The 1,133-nt window shown below is 36.3% G+C and carries 1 protein-coding gene and 1 pseudogene; both read right to left on the bottom strand.

Translation table 11 applies throughout. The features are described from left to right. Window positions 1–30 precede the first annotated feature (30 nt). Complete coding sequence (locus IC610_RS20150; RefSeq protein WP_394368306.1) at window positions 31–531, bottom strand: transposase; 501 nt, start codon at window positions 529–531, stop codon at window positions 31–33. 90 nt (window positions 532–621) lie between these two features. Next, window positions 622–1,007 (bottom strand): annotated as a pseudogene (locus IC610_RS20155) (IS110 family transposase); the annotation flags it as partial. Window positions 1,008–1,133: the final 126 nt, after the last annotated feature.

A 1,133-nucleotide genomic window follows, 5' to 3' on the forward strand; every position in this document is an offset into this window, starting at 1 on the left:
TAACATGAACTGTGTAAAAAACCAAACATTTTAAGCACTTTTTGCAATAAAATTATCTTGGTACATTGTTTTGTTTTTTACCACCCCAAATACAATTTTGAGCAGCTTGTTGCACACCGCAATTACAGCTGCTTTTTTGTTCTTTCCCTTCTCAACTAAACGGTCAAAAAGTGCTTTGCATTGAGAATTGGTTTTCTTCGCATTTAAGCCACACATGTACAGAATATGGCGCAACTGTTTTCCGCCCTGTTTGCAGATACGAACCCGTCCACGGATGCTGCTTCCGCTCCGATATTCTGTGGGACTCAGGCCTGCATAAGAGATCAGTTGTTTATACGAATTCATATCTTTAAAACCTTGGGTATAGATGATCAATTCTGCTGCAGTTCTCCTTCCAATACCTTTTACGCTGGTGACCAGTTTCAACATTTCTGCTTCCCAGGCAACGAGTTTCTGTTGCAGAATTATCTCTAAATTCTGCTTCTCTTCACTAAGTTTTTTGATGATTTTTTCAAAGCTTTTTTCAATCATTTTTGTATCAAAAGGACACTTTTTAATGCTGTATATCTGATTGCTGAACTTGGTAATTTCTTTCGTTAAATCATGAATAGCATTATTTAAAGAACGGCACTCAAAGTATTCTGTATCGGGCATTGCGTAGATTTCAGGTCGGCGTTCAACACCGTATTCATAGATTCGTTTTGCATCTTTTTTGTCCGATTTGTTGCGTTCTAAATGCATCTGGATGTAACGCTTGATTGAAGTGCATTTACCACACTAAAAGCTATATTCTGTTCCTTCAAAAAGAAAATCAAATGCAAGTGATAAACTCCCGTGGCTTCCATTACAAAATGAGTTTCTTTGCCTGACAATTTGATTATTTTACGAAAGCCGGAAACCGTATTTGTAACCTGTAAATGTTGTAGATTACCTTCTTTATTTTTAAAATAAATATCCAAGGTCTCGCTGGAAACATCGATGCCGCAATAGTTGTTTTTCACTTCCATTTTTTATACTTTTATTTTTTTATTGAGAGAACATTTCCTGCATTACAACCAACGATCCTAACACGAACTTTATGTTCAAATAAACTGTACGGTTTCGAGCAAGAAAATGAGCAGGGATAATCATGT

The sequence above is a fragment of the Chryseobacterium caseinilyticum genome, from assembly GCF_014837145.1.
GTDB classification, from domain to species: Bacteria; Bacteroidota; Bacteroidia; order Flavobacteriales; family Weeksellaceae; genus Chryseobacterium; species Chryseobacterium caseinilyticum.

Bases quoted from the DNA above. Each gene is read 5' to 3' on its own strand.
- IC610_RS20150 (WP_394368306.1), bottom strand. From the start codon at position 531: ATGATTGAAAAAAGCTTTGAAAAAATCATCAAAAAACTTAGTGAAGAG.